Raw genomic sequence first — 17,234 nt, 5'->3', positions numbered from 1 at the left:
GCAGGCGCGCAGGTCGCCTCGCTGCCGCCGGACGGATCGGCGCCGGCCGGAGCCTCCGACCTTACCGCTGCGAGCGTTGCCGGCGTTTGGAACGCCAGCGTGTCCGGACAGAGCTGCAAGGTGGCGACGCCGCAGACCAAATTCGGCGCCGGCTTCCGCGCCGGGCCGCTGCATTGCCCGCCGCCCATCGACGGCATCAAATCGTGGAACGTCGCCGGCAAGCAGCTGACGCTCTATGACGAGAATGGCGGCACGCTGGCGCGGCTCTATTCCTCGGGCGGTTCGAAATTCGACGGCCAGACTACCAACGGCTTGCCGATATCGCTTACAAGATAGGCTGCCTATCCCTAGACAGCGACGTGACCGATGCATCTGCGTGACGGCCTCCAGACCCATGCGACCGTCAGGCAGCGCTACGACCATCTGGTCGCAACCGGCGCCATCGAGCGCGATGCGGCGCAGGAGCGCATCGCCGCCGCGCTCGACCGGCTGACAGACGAGATCTCGGTCAAGCGGCTGGCGCACAAGTCGAGCGCGCTCGGCTGGCTGTTTGCCCGCAAGCGCGAGACGCGCGAGGTCGTCAAGGGCCTCTACATTCATGGCGGCGTCGGTCGCGGCAAGACCATGCTGATGGATATGTTCTTCGAGCTGTTGCCGGTCAGGCGCAAGCGCCGCGTTCATTTCAACGACTTCATGGCCGATGTGCAGGACCGCATCCAGAAGCACCGGCAGGCGCGCAAGAACGGCGACGTCAAGGAGGACGACCCGATCCCGCCGGTCGCGCTTCAGCTTGCCGAACAGGCCTGGGTGCTGTGCTTCGATGAGTTTTCGGTCACCGACATTGCCGATGCGATGGTCCTGTCGCGGCTGTTTTCGGCGCTGTTCGCCAATGGCGTGGTTCTAGTCGCCACCTCGAATGTCGCGCCGCAAGACCTTTATCGCGACGGGCTGAACCGCCAACTCTTCCTGCCCTTCATCAGCATTCTCGAGCGCCACGCCCATGTGCTGACGCTTGATGCCGACAAGGACTACAGGCTGGAAAAGCTCGCCCGCACGCCTGTCTATGTCACGCCGGCGGATGCCGAAGCCGATCGTATGCTCGACGAAGCCTGGCAGGCGATGACGCACGGGGCGGCAACGGCCGAGACCGCGCTGACGCTCAAGGGGCGGCAAGTGAGGATACCGGCTGCCGCCGGGGATGCAGCGCGGTTTTCCTTCGCCGACCTCTGCGAAAAGCCGCTCGGCGCACGCGATTTTCTGGCGATTGCCGGCCGCTTCTCGACCGTCTTCATCGATCACGTGCCGGTGCTGGGCGAAGGCAAGCGCAACGAGGCCAAGCGCTTCATCCTCCTGATAGACACGCTCTACGATCATCACACGCGGCTGGTGGTAAGCGCCGACGCCTCGCCGCCTGAGCTCTATGCGGCCAGGCGCGGCGTCGAGGTGTTCGAATTCGAACGCACCGCCTCGCGGCTGATCGAGATGCAAAGCCGCGACTGGCTGGAGGACTGGGCGGAACGGCAGAAGGACAACGCGGAAGCGCAGGTCTGAGGGTTCCAAGAGGTCATTATGTAGTGATCCTTCGCCCCCCTCTGTCCTGCCGGAGATCTCCCCCACACGGGGGGAGATCGGCGGTTTCGGCGCTCCGCTCATTCCTGCGGCCATTGGAGATTGGCGAAAGGTCGCGTGACGTCCGGTCTCCCCTCTCGTGGGGGAGATGCCTGGCAAGGCAGAGGGGGGCGCTGTCCCGCCGACGCCTAAAGCTCATACACATACATCTCAAACGACTCCGCCGGCCCATGCACCTCCCTGCGCGATTCATAAAGCGCCCGCGCTGGAACATTGTCCGGTTCGGTGCCGACCCAGGCTTCGCCGCATCCCTGCTCGCGGCCGAGCGCGAACATGGCGTCGAGCATCTTTCGCGCGATGCCATGGCGCTGGAAGGCCGGCGAGACGCCGACTTCGTCGATGTAGAGTTCGGTCACCTTGTCGGGATGGCGGTGGATGATGGCAGCGCATTGGCCGACGACGACGCCGTCTGCCAGCGCGACAATCATTAAATGACCCGGCGAGGCGAGGTAAGCGGCAAGCCTGTCGGCCCGCACCGGCTCGTCGAACACGTCTTCGGCGATGCGCTTCACAAGGGCGTCATCGCCTGGACAGAGTCTTCTGATTTCCACGTTCATTGTATAAAACCTCTCAAGTCGGCCTACAAACTTTGACGTTTACGTAAACCCCAATGTTTCTAACCGATTGAAATTATTCACTCGAAAATAATCGATTGAATATATTTTCCACCAGGGCTACTGGATGCGGCGAAATCTCGCTGAGACCACAGCATTCCGGCCTCTTCCTCGACGCCGTCAACCAGATCACCAGAGATTTGGGCGTCGTCACAGACAAAGGGAAAATTTCCTCACATGGCACGCAACAAGATAGCGCTTATCGGCTCCGGCATGATCGGCGGCACGCTCGCTCACATGATCGGCCTCAAGGACCTCGGCGACGTGGTGCTGTTCGATATTGCCGAGGGCATTCCGCAAGGCAAGGGGCTCGATATCGCGCAGTCTTCGCCGGTCGACGGTTTTGACTCCCGGCTGACCGGCGTCAATGATTATGCCGGGATCGAGGGCGCCGATGTCTGCATCGTCACTGCCGGCGTGCCGCGCAAGCCGGGTATGAGCCGCGACGATCTGCTGGGCATCAACCTCAAGGTCATGGAACAGGTCGGCGCAGGGCTGAAGAAATACGCGCCCAAGGCTTTCGTCATCTGCATCACCAACCCGCTCGACGCCATGGTCTGGGCGCTGCAGAAGTTTTCCGGCCTGCCCAAGACCCATGTCGTCGGCATGGCCGGCGTGCTCGACAGCGCGCGCTTCCGCTATTTCCTGGCCGAGGAGTTCAAGGTCTCGGTCGAGGACGTCACCGCCTTCGTGCTCGGCGGCCACGGTGATTCCATGGTGCCGATGATCCGCTACTCCACGGTTTCGGGCATTCCGTTGCCGGACCTCATCAAGATGGGCTGGACCTCGAAGGAAAAGCTCGACCAGATCGTGCAGCGCACCCGCGACGGCGGCGCCGAGATCGTCGGCTTGTTGAAGACCGGCTCGGCCTTCTACGCCCCGGCAGCCTCGGCCATCTCGATGGCCGAATCCTACCTCAAGGACAAGAAGCGCGTGCTGCCTTGCGCTGCGCATCTCTCGGGCCAGTATGGCGTCAAGGGCACCTATGTCGGCGTTCCCGTTGTCATCGGCGCCGGCGGCGTCGAGCGCATCATCGAGATCGACCTCAACAAGGCCGAGCAGAAGATGTTCGACGCTTCGGTGGCGACGGTGCAGGGCCTGACCGAGGCCTGCGTCAAGATCGCCCCGCACCTCGCCTCGAAGTAATCCCCCAAAGCAGCCGATCCGGAGACCGTCCAGATGAACATCCATGAATATCAAGGCAAGGCGCTGCTGAAGTCGTTTGGCGCGCCGGTGGCCGAAGGCGTGCCGGTGTTCAAGGCAAGCGAAGCGGAAGCCGCGGCACAAGCGCTTCCCGGTCCGCTCTATGTGGTGAAGAGCCAAATCCATGCCGGCGGCCGCGGCAAGGGGAAGTTCAAGGAACTGTCGCCCGACGCAAAGGGCGGCGTGCGGCTGGCTAAGTCGGTTGCCGAAGTCGTTGCCAACGCCAATGAGATGCTCGGCCACACGCTGGTGACCAAGCAGACCGGCCCCGCCGGCAAGCAGGTCAACCGCCTCTATATCGAGGACGGCGCCGACATCGATCGCGAGCTTTATCTGTCGATCCTGGTCGACCGCTCGGTCGGCCGCATCGCTTTCGTCGTCTCGACCGAGGGCGGCATGGACATTGAAGGCGTCGCCCACGACACACCGGACAAGATCATCACCCGCGCCATCGATCCGCTGGCCGGCGTGACGACCATCGACGTCGACATATTGGTGGAAGCGCTGGGACTAAACGGCGATGCCGCCAAGGATGCCGGCACGCTGTTCCCGATCCTCTACAAGGCCTTTGTCGAGAAGGACATGAGCCTGCTCGAGGTCAACCCGCTGATCGTGATGAAAAACGGCCGCCTGCGCGTGCTGGACGCCAAGGTGTCGTTCGACAACAACGCGCTGTTTCGCCACCCCGAACTGATGGAATTGCGCGACACCACCGAAGAGGACGAGAAGGAGATCGAGGCGTCGAAATACGACCTCGCCTATGTCGCGCTCGACGGCAATATCGGCTGCATGGTCAACGGCGCCGGCCTTGCCATGGCGACGATGGACATCATCAAGCTCTACGGCGCCGAACCCGCCAACTTCCTCGATGTCGGCGGTGGCGCGTCGAAGGAGAAGGTGACGGCGGCGTTCAAGATCATCACCCGGGATCCGGCGGTCAAAGGCATTTTGATCAACATCTTCGGCGGCATCATGAAGTGCGACATCATCGCCGAGGGCGTGATTGCCGCGGTCAAGGAAGTCGGCCTGGAAGTGCCGTTGGTGGTGCGCCTCGAAGGCACAAACGCCGAACTCGGCAAGAAGATCATCAACGACAGCGGCCTCAACGTCGTGTCGGCCGACGATCTCGACGACGCAGCCAAGAAGATCGTGGCGGCGGTGAAGGGCTGAAGGCGAATGCCTCCGCGCAAGATAAACCTGGTCGAGGCGGCGGATCGAACGATCACCAAGGTCTTCGATCCGCATATCGCCGGCGACGTCAATGACAGCCAGGCGAAGGTCGCCAAGTTCGGCGAGACCTTCGACTGGCATGCACATGAGCATGAGGACGAGGCCTTTCTCGTGCTGCGCGGACGCATCGCCATCGATTTTCGCGACGGTCCGGTCGAGCTCGGCGAGGGCGACTTCATCGTCGTGCCAAGGGGTGTCGAGCACCGGCCGCGGTCGCTGACCGCCGAGCCCGTGGTGCTGATGTTCGAGCCGGCAACGACACTCAACACCGGCAATGCCAAGAGCGACCTCACCGTCACCGACCTGAAGCGGCTCTGACCATGAACGCGGCTTCCTTTTCCTCGCTCTCGGCCGATCACCAGCGCCTGCAGGCGCTGGTCGGCGCGTGGCGCGGCGAGGAAGAGGTGGCGGAAACGCAATGGGCCGATGGCGGCACGGCGACGTCGGAGGTGCTGGCGGAGGCGCAGTTCGGCGGCCTGTTCGTGGTGCAGCGCTATCGCCAGCGCCGCGACGGCACGGTCTCGTTCGGGTCGCACTCAGTGTTCGGCTTCCACCAGCCAAACAGCCTCGTCACCATGCATCAGTTCGATTCCATGGGTTTTATGCCGGCCTCGCCGGCCACAGGTGCATGGAACGGCGCAGAACTGATTCTGGAGCGGTCATCGCCGCGCGGCTCAGCGCGCGTGACGTATATTTTCGACACTCCCGATGCCTACCGGATGCGACTGCATTTCAAACCTGCCGGCAGCGACAGCTGGCAAGACATGGTGAGCGGCGTCTACCGGCGCGTTTCGCCTTCCTCGATCAACGGTTTTTAGAAAAGGGCTCCGATGTCCATTCTCATCGACAAGAACACCAAGGTGCTGGTTCAGGGCCTGACCGGCAAGACCGGCACGTTCCACACCGAGCAGGCCTTGGCCTATCACGGCACCAGGATGGTCGGCGGCATCCATCCCAAGAAGGGTGGCGAGACCTGGACCGGCGCCAAGGGCGAAAACCTGCCGATCTTCGGTTCCGTTGCCGAGGGCAAGGAAAAGACCGGCGCCAATGCCTCGGTGGTCTATGTGCCGCCGGCGGGCGCCGCCGAAGCCATCCTCGAAGCCATCGAAGCCGAGATCCCGCTGATCGTCTGCATCACCGAAGGCATTCCGGTGATGGACATGGTTAAGGTCAAGGCGCGGCTCGACCGCTCGACCTCGCGGCTGATCGGCCCGAACTGCCCCGGCGTGCTCACCCCCGACGAATGCAAGATCGGTATCATGCCCGGCAACATCTTCCGCAAGGGCTCGGTCGGCGTTGTTTCGCGCTCGGGAACGCTTACCTATGAGGCAGTGTTCCAGACCACCAATGTCGGCCTCGGCCAGACCACCGCCGTCGGTATCGGCGGCGACCCCGTCAAAGGCACCGAGTTCATCGACATGCTCGAAATGTTCCTCGCCGACGACGAGACCAAGTCGATCATCATGATCGGCGAGATCGGCGGTTCGGCCGAGGAAGACGCCGCGCAGTTCCTCAAGGACGAGGCCAAGCGCGGCCGCAGGAAACCGATGGCCGGCTTCATCGCCGGGCGCACCGCGCCGGCCGGTCGCACCATGGGCCATGCGGGCGCGGTCATATCCGGCGGCAAGGGCGGCGCGGAAGACAAGATCGCGGCGATGGAATCGGCCGGCATTAAAGTATCGCCATCGCCGGCGCGTCTGGGCACGACGCTGGTCGAGGCGATCAAGGCCAAGTGAGTAGCGAGTAGTGAATAGCGAATAGGGAAAAGAGAGTAACGGCGCGACCCGGGAAAAATCCCTACTCGCTATTCGCTACTCACTATTCGCTTTTGAAAAGGAGACGGAGCCAGGCTCCGCGGACAAAAATGGCAAGACAAGATCAGGCCAACGACCAATTTTCGCTCACCTCTTTCCTGTATGGCGGCAATGCCGACTATATCGACGCGCTGTACGCCTCCTATGAGGATGATCCAGAGTCGGTAAACCCCGAATGGCAGGACTTCTTCGCCGGGCTGAAGGACGACGCCGGCGATGTGCGCAAGAACGCCAAGGGCGCTTCCTGGGCAAAGCCGTCCTGGCCGCTGCAGGCCAATGGCGAACTGGTGTCGGCGCTGGACGGCAATTGGGGCATCGTCGAGAAGCATCTGGAAAAGAAGGTCAAGGACAAGGCGGTCACCAATGGCGTCGTGCTGTCGGATGCCGACGTGCATCAGGCGACGCGCGATTCGGTGCGCGCCATCATGATGATCCGCGCCTTCCGCATGCGCGGCCATCTGCACGCCAATCTCGACCCGCTCGGCATCGCCAAGCCGCTTGAGGACTATAACGAGCTGTCGCCGGAAAATTACGGTTTTACCGCAGCCGACTACGACCGGCCGATCTTCCTCGACAATGTGCTCGGCCTCGAATTCGGCACCATCCGGCAGATGCTGGAGATCCTGACCCGCACCTATTGCTCGACGCTCGGTGTCGAGTTCATGCACATTTCCGATCCCGAGGAGAAGGCCTGGATCCAGGCGCGCATCGAGGGTGCCGACAAGGAGATTTCCTTCACCGCTACGGGAAAAAAAGCGATCCTGCAGAAGCTGGTCGAGGCCGAAGGCTTCGAGCAGTTCATCGATGTCAAGTACAAGGGTACCAAGCGCTTCGGCCTCGATGGCAGCGAAGGCCTGATCCCGGCGCTGGAGCAGATCATCAAGCGCGGCGGCCAGCTCGGCATGAAGGAGATCGTGCTCGGCATGGCGCATCGCGGCCGGCTGAACGTGCTGTCCCAGGTGATGGCCAAACCGCATCGCGCCATCTTCCACGAATTCAAGGGCGGCTCGGCCGCTCCTGACGAGGTCGAGGGCTCGGGCGACGTCAAGTACCATCTCGGCGCCTCGTCGGACCGCGAATTCGACGGCAACAAGGTGCATCTGTCGCTGACCGCCAATCCTTCGCATCTGGAAATCGTCGATCCGGTTGTGATGGGCAAGGCGCGCGCCAAGCAGGACTATCTGTTCGGCCGCAGCCGCGAGGAGATCGTGCCGCTGGAAGAGCGCGCCAAGGTGCTGCCGCTGCTTCTGCATGGCGACGCCGCCTTTGCTGGCCAGGGCGTAATCGCCGAAATCCTCGGCCTGTCGGGCCTGCGCGGCCACCGCGTCGCCGGCACGCTGCATTTCATCATCAACAACCAGATCGGCTTCACCACCAATCCGCGCTTCTCGCGCTCGTCGCCTTATCCGTCCGACGTCGCCAAGATGATCGAGGCGCCGATCTTCCACGTCAATGGCGACGACCCGGAAGCGGTGGTGCATGCCACCAAGGTGGCGATCGAATTTCGCATGAAGTTCCACAAGCCGGTGGTGGTGGACATGTTCTGCTATCGCCGCTTCGGCCACAATGAGGGCGACGAACCGGCCTTCACGCAGCCGATCATGTACGCCAACATCCGCAACCACAAGACGACGGTGCAGATCTATGGCGACCGGCTGATCGCCGAGGGCCATATCAGCCAGGCCGAACTCGACAAGATGAAGGCCGACTGGCGCGCCCATCTGGAGTCCGAATGGGAAGTCGGCCAGCACTACAAGCCCAACAAGGCCGACTGGCTGGACGGCGCCTGGTCTGGTTTGCGCACCGCCGACAACCAGGACGAACAGCGCCGCGGCAAGACCGCCGTGCCGGTCAAGGTGCTGAAGGACATCGGCAAGAAACTGACCGAGGTGCCGAAAGGTTTCGAGGCGCACAAGACCATCATCCGCTTCCTCGAAAACCGCCGCCAGGCGATCGACTCCGGCGAAGGCATCGACTGGTCGACGGCCGAGGCGCTGGCCTTCGGCGCCATCCTGCTCGACGGCAATCCGATCCGGCTCTCCGGCCAGGATTCAGAACGCGGCACCTTCTCGCAGCGCCATTCCGTGCTCTACGACCAGCGCGACGAGACCCGCTACATCCCGCTCAACAATCTCTCGGCCGCACAGGCCGGCTACGAAGTCATCAACTCGATGCTGTCGGAAGAGGCGGTGCTCGGCTTCGAGTATGGCTACAGCCTGGCCGAGCCTAAGGCGCTGACGCTCTGGGAAGCGCAGTTCGGCGATTTCGCCAACGGCGCCCAGGTGGTGTTCGACCAGTTTATCTCGTCGGGCGAGCGCAAGTGGCTGCGCATGTCGGGCCTGGTCTGCCTGCTGCCGCATGGCTATGAGGGCCAGGGGCCGGAACATTCCTCGGCCCGGCTCGAGCGTTTCCTGCAGCTCTGCGCCGAAGACAATATGCAAGTCGCCAACTGCACCACGCCGGCAAACTACTTCCACATATTGCGCCGGCAACTGAAGCGCGACTTCCGCAAGCCGCTGATCCTGATGACGCCGAAGTCGCTGCTGCGCCACAAGCGGGCAGTGTCGACGCTGCCGGAGATTTCGGGCGAAAGCTCGTTCCACCGGCTGTTGTGGGACGACGCCCAGCTGTTGCAGAACCAGGCGATCAAGCTCACCAAGGATTCCAAAATCCGCCGCGTCGTGCTGTGCTCGGGCAAGGTCTATTACGACCTGTACGAGGAACGCGAGAAGCGCGGCATCAACGACATCTATCTCTTGCGCGTCGAACAGCTCTATCCGTTCCCGGCCAAGGCGCTGATCACCGAACTGTCGCGCTTCCGCAATGCCGAGATGGTGTGGTGCCAGGAGGAACCCAAGAATATGGGCGCCTGGTCGTTCATCGATCCGTATCTGGAATGGGTGCTGGCTCATATCGACGCCAAGCACCAGCGGGTGCGCTATACCGGACGTCCTGCGGCGGCATCGCCGGCGACCGGCTTGATGTCGAAGCATTTGGCGCAGCTCGCCGCCCTGCTCGAAGACGCGCTCGGCGAATAGAACAAACCCGGCGAATAGAACAGACAGAGAAGAAACGGAACAGGCACAATGGCTACCGAAATCCGCGTTCCCACTCTCGGCGAATCCGTCACCGAGGCGACCATCGGCAAGTGGTTCAAGAAGGTCGGCGATGCCATTGCCGTCGACGAGCCGCTGGTCGAGCTCGAAACCGACAAGGTGACGGTGGAGGTGCCTGCCGCCGCCGCCGGCACGCTGGGCGAGATCACCGCCAAGGAAGGCGAGACCGTCGGCGTCGGCGCGTTGCTGGGTTCGATCTCGGCAGGCGTCGCCACGGCCGCCCCGGCGTCCAAGCAGGAGACCAAGCCGCAAGCGGTGTCGCAGGCTTCGAGCCCGGACGCAGCGCACACGACCAGGCAGGCTGCGGCTGAGACCGCCAAGATAGCCGGCGACGCCGGGCCGGTCGAGCCGCGCACCATGCCGCCGGCGCCAGCTGCCGCGAAGCTGATCGCCGAGAACAATCTGTCGGTCGACCAGGTTTCCGGGTCGGGCAAGCGCGGCCAGGTGCTGAAGGGCGATGTGCTCGACGCGATTTCCAAGGGCGCGCCGTCGCAGCCGGCCGAAATTCCGAAGGCCGCACCGGCTCCGGTCGCCGTGCGTGCGCCGTCTTCGGGCGACGATGCGTCGCGCGAGGAGCGCGTGCGCATGACCAAGCTGCGCCAGACCATTGCGCGCCGGCTGAAGGAAGCGCAGTCGACCGCCGCCATGCTGACCACCTTCAACGAGGTCGACATGTCGGCGGTGATGGCGCTCAGGACCAAGTACAAGGACATCTTCGAGAAGAAGCATGGCGTGAAGCTCGGCTTCATGGGCTTCTTCACCAAGGCGGTTACGCACGCATTGAAGGAAATCCCCTCGGTCAATGCCGAGATCGACGGCACCGACATCATCTTCAAGAACTATGCCCATATCGGCGTTGCCGTCGGCACCGAAAAGGGTCTCGTCGTGCCGGTGGTGCGCAATGCCGACCAAATGTCGATTGCCGAGATCGAGAAGGATATCGGCCGGCTGGGCATCGCCGCGCGGGACGGCAAGCTGTCGGTCGCCGACATGCAGGGTGGTACGTTCACCATCTCCAATGGCGGCGTTTACGGCTCACTGATGTCGACGCCGATCCTCAATGCGCCGCAGTCCGGCATTTTGGGCATGCACAAGATCCAGGACCGGCCGGTCGTGGTCGGCGGCCAGATCGTGATCCGGCCGATGATGTACTTGGCGCTGAGCTACGATCACCGTATCGTCGACGGCAAGGAAGCCGTGACCTTCCTGGTCCGCGTCAAGGATAGCCTGGAGGATCCCGAACGGCTGGTGCTTGATTTGTGATCGGAGCTGATCCGTCATGAGCGGCTGGCTGGCGCGGTTTGGGTTCAAGCTGGGTCGAGTAGCGGGTAGCGTATTGAGGCGTTCCCGGCCGGCGGCTTCCGCCGCCATCTCTCCGCCGGCGACATCGACTGAATGGGATTCGGCGCCGGCGAGCAGCAATCTCGGTGTCTTCGCTCTCAGCGAAGCCGAAATGGCGGAGCGGAAGATCATCGTCACCGCGATCGGTGAGCTTGAGCTACCGACCGGCGAAATCATCGCTTGCGATCCACTGATTACCGGGCTGGAACGGCCTGTGTTTAGCCGTAAGGTCAGGCCGGGATGCTATCCAGTCACGTTGCTTGAGGCGCAAGGCCGTGTTGCTGCAGCGGTATTGCGGTTTGGCACTGGCTTGCCGGTGCGGTGGGAGTTGGCTGCCTTCGTCCGCGACGTCGGCACATCGTCCTGGAAGTCTGGATTTATTGTCGATGATAATGTTGCTTCGTTCATGGACAAGTCGGTTCTGACGCTGATGTCCGAGCAGGAGGAACTCGACAGCTATCTTGCTGACGTTGCATGCTCGTTCGACAAGTTCCGCATGGATAATCCGGTTGATGGAAATCCGCTTAATATAGCCATGTTCGACACTGGCTTCGGTGATGGGAACTATTATTCCTTCTGGGGACTGGATGCGGCCGGCGAGCCGCTGGTCTTGATGACCGATTTCGAGGTGCTCGAAAACGCCGACGGCCGCGAGAGCAGCCCGAGCAATTCATGACAAACATCGCTTCGCCAATGATCGGATTTATGGCCGGGCTGGCTGTTCTCGCAGCGGGTTACGAGGCGCATGCCGCCTGCCCGCTGGCGCTTGCTGTCTATGGCGATGCCGAAAGCGAGGCCGGCATTGATTTCCGGCCGACGACGGATGCGGTCACCGTCACCAACTCGTTCAAGATGGTGCTCGACAAGGGCATCGTTCTCGACGGCATTGTCATGTGGACATCCGGTGTTTCGCGGCCGCATGGATCGCTGATGTACAAATGCCCGACCGGCGACGTCACCGGCGACGAGCTTGCCGGCTGCACGGTGTGGCAGGGCGTGGTCTACAGCGCCGACGACAAGGGCAATATTGCGCTGCTGGCGGCCGAAAGCACGGGCGCGCCGCAGAGCCTGATCTTCCCCGATCTTGGTCCATCGTTGCAGATGTCGTCTGCCTTTGGCTCCAATGGTTTTTCGAAACTGCCGTGGGATGTGTTTTTGCTGAAAGGTTGCCAGGAATGAGCGCGGCGAAGAAAGTTCTTCTGGTCACCGGCGGCAGCCGCGGTATTGGTGCGGCCACTTGCCGGCTTGCGGCGAAGGCCGGCTACCGCGTCGCGGTCAACTATGCCGCAAACGAGGCCGCGGCCCAGGCGCTGGTCGCCGAGATCGAGGCCGGTGGCGGTGAAGCGATAGCGGTCAAGGGCGATGTCGGCGTCGAGGCTGACATCGTCGCCGTGTTCGAAGCCGTCGATAGCGCCTATGGCCGGCTCGACGCCCTGGTCAACAATGCCGGAATCGTCGACGTCAAGGCGCGTGTCGACGAGATGAGCCTGGCGCGGCTGGAGCGCATGATGCGCATCAATGTCATCGGCTCGTTTCTGTGCGCCCGCGAAGCGGTGCGGCGCATGTCGAGCAAGCATGGCGGCCAGGGCGGCGCCATCGTCAACATCTCGTCGGCTGCGTCGCTACACGGCTCGCCAGGCGAATATGTCGACTATGCCGCGTCCAAGGCGGCGATCGACACCTTCACGCTCGGACTGGCGCGCGAAGTCGCGACCGAAGGCGTGCGGGTCAATGCGATACGGCCAGGCATCATCGACACCGAGATCCACGCTTCGGGCGGCCAGCCGGACCGGGTCGAGCGGTTCCGCGACATGCTGCCGATGAAACGCGCCGGCACGGCGGATGAAGTCGCGCATGCCGTTCTCTATCTTTTGTCGGATGAAGCGTCCTACACGACGGGCGCAATCCTGAATGTAAGCGGCGGCCGCTGAGCCCCAAGCTAAGGGAAACGAACATGGCTTATGATGTCGTTATCATCGGGTCGGGACCGGGCGGCTATGTCTGTGCCATCAAGGCGGCACAGCTCGGGCTCAAGGTCGCGGTGGTCGAGAAGAACGCCACTTTCGGCGGCACCTGCCTGAACATCGGCTGCATCCCATCCAAGGCGCTGCTTTATGCCTCGGAGATGTTCGCCGAGGCCGGCCATTCCTTCGATGCGCTGGGCGTCGAGATACCGGCGCCGAAACTCAATCTGAAGAAGATGATGGCGCACAAGGACGCGACCGTTTCGGCCAACGTCAATGGCGTCGCCTTCCTGTTCAAGAAAAACAAGATCGATAGTTTCCGTGGCACCGGGAAGGTGGTTGCGGCCGGCAAGGTGTTGGTGACGGCTGAGGACGGCAAGGTCGAGGAGATCGAGACGAAAAACATCGTTATTGCCACGGGCTCCGATGTCGCCGGCATTCCCGGCGTCAAGGTCGACATCGACGAGAAGGTGATCGTATCGTCGACCGGCGCGCTGTCGCTGGAGAAAGTGCCGGGACATCTGGTGGTGGTCGGCGGTGGGGTCATCGGTCTGGAGCTCGGCTCGGTCTGGGCACGGCTCGGCGCCAAGGTCACCGTGTTCGAATTCCTCGACACCATCCTGGGCGGCATGGACGGCGAGGTCTCCAAGCAGTTCCAGCGCCTGCTTTCCAAGCAGGGTTTCGAGTTCAAGCTCGGCGCCAAGGTGACAGGGGTGACCAAGGCCAAAAAGGGCGCCGCCGTTGCGTTCGAACCGGTCAAGGGTGGTGCGGCCGAGACCATCGAGGCCGACGCGGTGCTGATCTCGACCGGACGCCGGGCCTATTCCGACAGCCTCGGGTTGAAAGAAGCCGGCGTCGAGGTCGACGAGCGCGGCCGGGTCAAGACCGACGGGCATCTCAGGACCAACGTGGCCGGCATCTACGCCATTGGCGACGTCATCGCCGGGCCGATGCTGGCGCACAAGGCCGAGGATGAAGGCGTGGCGGTGGCCGAGACCATTGCCGGCCAGGCCGGCCATGTGAATTACGACGTCATTCCGAGCGTCGTCTACACCAGCCCGGAAATCGCTTCGGTCGGCAAGACAGAGGAAGAGCTGAGGAAGGCCGGCATCGACTACAAAACCGGCAAATTCCCGTTCACCGCCAACGGCCGCGCGCGCGCCATGCTGCACACAGACGGCTTCGTGAAAATCCTCGCCGACAAAGCCAGCGACCGCGTGCTCGGCGTCCACATTGTCGGCTTCGGCGCCGGCGAGATGATCCATGAGGCGGCGGTGCTGATGGAGTTCGGCGGCTCCTCGGAAGACCTCGCCCGCACCTGCCACGCGCATCCGACGATGTCGGAAGCGGTCAAGGAAGCGGCGCTGGCGACGTTCTTCAAGCCGATCCATATTTAAGGAAACGATGGAGGGACAGCACCCCCCCTCTGGCCTGCCGGCCATCTCCCCCTCAACGGGGGAGATTGGACTTCACCGCCGCGTCGCGAGCCTTCAAGTTTCTCACGTTTCTAACCTGGGCTGTTCGTGAGACAGCCGATCTCCCCCTTGAGGAGAGATGTCCGGCAGCACAGAGGGGCGGTGAAGAATCGCGACGCTCGCCGATAGGTGCCCCAAACAAAACGGCCCGCTTTTCAGCGGGCCGTTCTTGGGTTGGAAGCAAGATGCCAGATCAGTTGGCCAGATTACGGGCTCGGCGCCGGAGCAGGCGCGGGCGCCGGGGCTGGCGCAGGAGCCGGTGCGGGCGCAGGGGCTGGTGCGGGAGCCGGTTCGGCGGGCTTCATCGGCTCAGCCGGTGCAGGTGCGGGCGCCGGTGTGCTGGCTGCCGGCGGCTCTGCGGGCGCAGGATGTTCGCCGCTTCTGCCGAAAACATAGTACGCGACAATCGCAAGGATGACGACGACCAGCGCAATCAGCCAGCCGCTGCCACCACCCGACCTGGGCGCTGGATCGTTAGGGTTCGCCATAAAAGTGTCCTCCGTGGATGAAAAGCATCAATCAACACCCCTCAACGCGCAACCGTTGAACGGGTTCATACTAGGCCTTCAAATTGACGAACGCAGGAAAATTCTGATTCGCAACCGCTTGTTGGCCTGTATTTCCCCCGCAAAATCAATCACGAAAGAGGTAGAACGAGCTTAGCTGGCCTTTTCCGCCAAAAATAGGGCCAACCGCCTCCGCTTTGCGAATCAGTTGCGCACCGCACAGAGCCGGGCTTACGTGATTCGGCATTCAAGACGGGCGCTGCTCAGTCGACGGCGGTGACGGTATAGCCGGCCTTGCGAAAATCCTCGACCAGGCCTTCGGGGCCGGGAAGATGCATGGCGCCGACGGCCATGAAGGCATTGCCCTTGGCCAGGATCGGTGCGGCATGGTCGGCCATGACCTTGTTGCGGCCGGTGATCATCGTCCGGTCGAATTCGGCGTAACCTGCGTCGTCTTCGTCGGGCGAGATCGAACGCAACAGCGGCCAGAAGGTGCCGGTGTCGCCGCGCTGGTAAAGCACGATCATGGTTTCGTTGATGTCGTTTATCTTGTTGCCGAGCTTCAGGGTCTCGACCAGCCCCTTGATGTGGAACGCAAGCGGCAGCGAGGCCATGGCGCGCAGCTGGCTGGCTGCGGTCTCCAACCCTTCCACCGGCTTGCCATTAGCCTTGGCGTCCTGCGCCAGCTTGACGTCGAGAACCGGTGCGCCGCCTGCCTGACGGGCGACCTCACAGACCGGCAGCGCGACCATGGCCGACAGCAGCCACGGCTTCATCTTGGAGACGCTCGCCGGCGGAATGCCGCGCGCATCGAGCCCTTTGTTCACCACCGCCGCATCCTCCGGCGACAACAGCGACGACAACGTCGTGTTGTCGGTGAACATCATCAGCTCGGGTTCCTTGAGCATGGCCTCCATCATCTTCTGCTTGTCGAGCACGTCGGTGGTCTCGATGATGATGGTGCCGGCAGCGCCATAGGCTTTCCTGGCTGCCGGCGGCAGAGTGGTCACGCGCGGGTCGGTCATGTGCATGGTGCCGAACAGGAAGGATGGCTTTTCGCCTGATTTCTCCAGCTTCCACAACAGGCCCTTGCCGTTCAGCGTCGCTGCTGCTTCCGTCTCGATCCTAGAATAGGTGGCGGGGTCTTCCTTCTGCAGAGCCGACAGCAGATCGGCGCCGGCGCAGGCCGGGGCTTCGGCATGCGCCCTGCCCATGGCAAGCAGCAGCACGATGAGGAAAGACAGGAAAAACAGGGCGTTGAGCGCGACGAGCAGCTTCAGCGACACAAGGGCGGCGCGGTCGGCGATGGCAAGGGCGCGTTTCATGGTGCGGTTCTAGGACTGAAAAGCGGCGAAACGGTTAACCGGCGTGGGGAAATTGTCCTGGACTTATACAGTGTCACGCGCGGGGATGGGCAGATTCGTAGATCTCGAGCAGCCTTGCCGTGTCGACGCCGGTATAGACCTGCGTCGTCGACAGGCTGGCGTGGCCGAGCAGTTCCTGGATGGTGCGCAGGTCGCCGCCGCGCCCGAGCAGATGGGTGGCGAAGGAATGGCGCAACGCGTGCGGCGTCGCGGTGTCGGGCAGGTTCAACGCCGAGCGCAGCCTGGCCATGTCGCGCTGGACGATGGCCGGGTTGAGCGGCCCGCCGCGGGCGCCGCGAAATAGCAGGCCCTTGGGATCGAGATGGTAGGGACACAGTTTTCGGTATTCGGCGATTGCCCTGAGCGCCACCGGCAGCACCGGCACCAGCCGTGTCTTGCCACCCTTGCCGGTGACGCGCAGCACGGTGTCGGCTTCCGATGCCAGGTCGGCGGCGCTGAGGCCCAGCGCTTCGGAAATGCGCAGGCCCGATCCATAAAGCAGCGTCAGCACGGCGGCGTTGCGGGCGGCGATCCAGGGCTCTTCAGCCAGCTGGCCTTCCACCGACACGACATGTTTGGCATCGCTGGCGGTCAGCGGCTTGGGCAGCGATTTCGGCTGGCGCGGCGCGCGCAAAGCTGCTGCACCCGCGGCGTTGGCGAGGCCGCGCCGTTCGAGGAAACGCAGCAGCGAACGGATGCCGGCAAGACCCCGGCCGAGCGTGCGGGCGCCAGCGCCAGCGTTGCGCCGCGCGGCAAGAAAGCCGCGCAGATCGGCCGGGCGTAAGGTTGCGATGTCGGAAATGCCGGGCGAGCCGCCGCAATGTCCGGTCAGGAAATGCAGGAACTGGCGCGTGTCGCGCTCGTAGGCCTCGACAGTCGCCGGTGACAGCCGACGCTCGCGCGCCAGCATCTTCAGCCAGCTTTCGCGCGCTGCCTGGAGGTCGGGTTTTGCCGGGATGAGAAATTCCTGCATGCCGC

16 protein-coding genes are annotated in these 17,234 nt (G+C 63.1%); 13 read left to right on the top strand and 3 right to left on the bottom strand.

Features of this window, described 5'->3' with window-relative positions:
* A partial coding sequence (locus X726_RS152075; protein WP_023670544.1) for an AprI/Inh family metalloprotease inhibitor occupies positions 1–336 on the top strand: 336 nt, incomplete at its 5' end.
* A 30-nt stretch (positions 337–366) separates the two neighbouring features.
* Positions 367–1,551, top strand: a complete 1,185-nt coding sequence (gene zapE / locus X726_RS152080; protein ID WP_023670543.1) for a cell division protein ZapE — start codon at positions 367–369, stop codon at positions 1,549–1,551.
* 206 nt (positions 1,552–1,757) lie between these two features.
* On the opposite strand, the gene X726_RS152085 is transcribed toward zapE, so the two are convergent.
* Positions 1,758–2,186: a GNAT family N-acetyltransferase gene (locus tag X726_RS152085; protein WP_023670542.1), complete on the bottom strand. Its 429-nt coding sequence runs from the start codon at positions 2,184–2,186 to the stop codon at positions 1,758–1,760.
* A 234-nt stretch (positions 2,187–2,420) separates the two neighbouring features.
* Here X726_RS152085 and mdh point away from each other — a divergent pair, with 234 nt between their 5' ends.
* The 11 genes from mdh to lpdA all read left to right on the top strand — a co-directional run bounded on the left by mdh (position 2,421) and on the right by lpdA (position 14,308).
* Positions 2,421–3,389, top strand: coding sequence for a malate dehydrogenase (gene mdh / locus X726_RS152090; RefSeq protein ID WP_023670541.1), 969 nt, complete (start codon positions 2,421–2,423; stop codon positions 3,387–3,389).
* A gap of 33 nt (positions 3,390–3,422) precedes the next feature.
* Positions 3,423–4,616, top strand: a complete 1,194-nt coding sequence (sucC, locus tag X726_RS152095; RefSeq protein WP_023670540.1) for an ADP-forming succinate--CoA ligase subunit beta — start codon at positions 3,423–3,425, stop codon at positions 4,614–4,616.
* Positions 4,617–4,622: 6 nt separating this feature from the next.
* The gene (locus X726_RS152100; protein WP_023670539.1) at positions 4,623–4,994 is read left to right on the top strand and encodes a cupin domain-containing protein; all 372 of its coding nucleotides are present in this window, start codon (positions 4,623–4,625) and stop codon (positions 4,992–4,994) included.
* A gap of 2 nt (positions 4,995–4,996) precedes the next feature.
* Positions 4,997–5,494: a DUF1579 family protein gene (locus X726_RS152105; protein WP_023670538.1), complete on the top strand. Its 498-nt coding sequence runs from the start codon at positions 4,997–4,999 to the stop codon at positions 5,492–5,494.
* A gap of 12 nt (positions 5,495–5,506) precedes the next feature.
* Positions 5,507–6,412 (top strand): succinate--CoA ligase subunit alpha, encoded by a 906-nt coding sequence (sucD, locus tag X726_RS152110; RefSeq protein WP_023670537.1) that lies wholly within the window; start codon positions 5,507–5,509, stop codon positions 6,410–6,412.
* Between the two features lie 128 nt (positions 6,413–6,540).
* On the top strand, positions 6,541–9,528 hold the full coding sequence (locus tag X726_RS152115; protein ID WP_023670536.1) for a 2-oxoglutarate dehydrogenase E1 component: 2,988 nt from the start codon (positions 6,541–6,543) through the stop codon (positions 9,526–9,528).
* A 48-nt stretch (positions 9,529–9,576) separates the two neighbouring features.
* Positions 9,577–10,869, top strand: coding sequence for a 2-oxoglutarate dehydrogenase complex dihydrolipoyllysine-residue succinyltransferase (odhB, locus tag X726_RS152120; RefSeq protein ID WP_023670535.1), 1,293 nt, complete (start codon positions 9,577–9,579; stop codon positions 10,867–10,869).
* A 16-nt stretch (positions 10,870–10,885) separates the two neighbouring features.
* Positions 10,886–11,623 (top strand): DUF4241 domain-containing protein, encoded by a 738-nt coding sequence (locus X726_RS152125; protein ID WP_050485860.1) that lies wholly within the window; start codon positions 10,886–10,888, stop codon positions 11,621–11,623.
* Positions 11,620–12,126, top strand: coding sequence for a hypothetical protein (locus X726_RS152130; RefSeq protein WP_023670533.1), 507 nt, complete (start codon positions 11,620–11,622; stop codon positions 12,124–12,126). Before X726_RS152125 ends, X726_RS152130 begins: the two co-directional genes overlap by 4 nt.
* Complete coding sequence (locus X726_RS152135; protein WP_023670532.1) at positions 12,123–12,878, top strand: SDR family oxidoreductase; 756 nt, start codon at positions 12,123–12,125, stop codon at positions 12,876–12,878. The genes X726_RS152130 and X726_RS152135 overlap by 4 nt, the downstream gene beginning before the upstream one ends.
* Positions 12,879–12,901: 23 nt before the next feature.
* The gene (lpdA, locus tag X726_RS152140) at positions 12,902–14,308 is read left to right on the top strand and encodes a dihydrolipoyl dehydrogenase (protein ID WP_023670531.1); all 1,407 of its coding nucleotides are present in this window, start codon (positions 12,902–12,904) and stop codon (positions 14,306–14,308) included.
* 847 nt (positions 14,309–15,155) lie between these two features.
* Here the strand turns inward: lpdA and X726_RS152145 are convergent.
* Both X726_RS152145 and X726_RS152150 read right to left on the bottom strand, forming a co-directional pair.
* A complete protein-coding gene (locus tag X726_RS152145; protein WP_023670530.1) occupies positions 15,156–16,217 on the bottom strand; it encodes a TraB/GumN family protein in 1,062 nt (353 codons plus the stop codon).
* Positions 16,218–16,290: 73 nt separating this feature from the next.
* Entirely contained in the window at positions 16,291–17,229 is a 939-nt protein-coding gene (locus X726_RS152150; RefSeq protein WP_023670529.1) for a tyrosine recombinase XerC, read from the bottom strand.
* Positions 17,230–17,234 lie beyond the last annotated feature (5 nt).

The sequence above is a fragment of the Mesorhizobium sp. LSJC285A00 genome (assembly GCF_000503155.1).
Classification (GTDB): domain Bacteria; phylum Pseudomonadota; class Alphaproteobacteria; order Rhizobiales; family Rhizobiaceae; genus Mesorhizobium.
This window is presented reverse-complemented; position numbering and strand designations above follow the sequence as displayed.

Bases quoted from the DNA above. Each gene is read 5' to 3' on its own strand.
- zapE (WP_023670543.1), top strand. From the start codon at position 367: ATGCATCTGCGTGACGGCCTCCAGACCCATGCGACCGTCAGGCAGCGC.
- X726_RS152085 (WP_023670542.1), bottom strand. From the start codon at position 2,186: ATGAACGTGGAAATCAGAAGACTCTGTCCAGGCGATGACGCCCTTGTG.
- mdh (WP_023670541.1), top strand. From the start codon at position 2,421: ATGGCACGCAACAAGATAGCGCTTATCGGCTCCGGCATGATCGGCGGC.
- sucC (WP_023670540.1), top strand. From the start codon at position 3,423: ATGAACATCCATGAATATCAAGGCAAGGCGCTGCTGAAGTCGTTTGGC.
- X726_RS152100 (WP_023670539.1), top strand. From the start codon at position 4,623: ATGCCTCCGCGCAAGATAAACCTGGTCGAGGCGGCGGATCGAACGATC.
- X726_RS152105 (WP_023670538.1), top strand. From the start codon at position 4,997: ATGAACGCGGCTTCCTTTTCCTCGCTCTCGGCCGATCACCAGCGCCTG.
- sucD (WP_023670537.1), top strand. From the start codon at position 5,507: ATGTCCATTCTCATCGACAAGAACACCAAGGTGCTGGTTCAGGGCCTG.
- X726_RS152115 (WP_023670536.1), top strand. From the start codon at position 6,541: ATGGCAAGACAAGATCAGGCCAACGACCAATTTTCGCTCACCTCTTTC.
- odhB (WP_023670535.1), top strand. From the start codon at position 9,577: ATGGCTACCGAAATCCGCGTTCCCACTCTCGGCGAATCCGTCACCGAG.
- X726_RS152125 (WP_050485860.1), top strand. From the start codon at position 10,886: ATGAGCGGCTGGCTGGCGCGGTTTGGGTTCAAGCTGGGTCGAGTAGCG.
- X726_RS152130 (WP_023670533.1), top strand. From the start codon at position 11,620: ATGACAAACATCGCTTCGCCAATGATCGGATTTATGGCCGGGCTGGCT.
- X726_RS152135 (WP_023670532.1), top strand. From the start codon at position 12,123: ATGAGCGCGGCGAAGAAAGTTCTTCTGGTCACCGGCGGCAGCCGCGGT.
- lpdA (WP_023670531.1), top strand. From the start codon at position 12,902: ATGGCTTATGATGTCGTTATCATCGGGTCGGGACCGGGCGGCTATGTC.
- X726_RS152145 (WP_023670530.1), bottom strand. From the start codon at position 16,217: ATGAAACGCGCCCTTGCCATCGCCGACCGCGCCGCCCTTGTGTCGCTG.
- X726_RS152150 (WP_023670529.1), bottom strand. From the start codon at position 17,229: ATGCAGGAATTTCTCATCCCGGCAAAACCCGACCTCCAGGCAGCGCGC.